This window comes from Bradyrhizobium sp. Crot121, assembly GCF_059512385.1.
This window is the reverse complement of record NZ_JCAMOR010000579.1, coordinates 1-244: the sequence shown is the minus strand read 5'-3', so window position 1 is coordinate 244 and position 244 is coordinate 1. Positions and strand designations below refer to the sequence as shown.

General features: G+C 58.2%; 1 pseudogene. It reads left to right on the top strand.

Annotated features, from left to right (window positions below):
• Positions 1–244, top strand: a pseudogene (locus AC5ZGW_RS47965) (transposase); the annotation flags it as partial.

The following is a 244-nucleotide window of genomic DNA, read 5'->3' as shown; positions in this document are numbered from 1 at the left end:
AGGTCGCGCAGTCCAGCGTCGCCAAGTACATGGTGAAGCGACGCGGGCCACCCAGCCAGGGATGGCGCACCTTCTTGGGTAATCACGCGCCGGACATTGCCGCCATGGACTTGTTCGTTGTTCCGACCATCGGTTTCGACCTGCTCTATGCATTTGTCATTGTTCGACTCGACCGCAGAGACCTCGTCTGGATCAACGTCACAGCAAATCCGACGGCGGAATGGGTTGCACGTCAAATCACGGA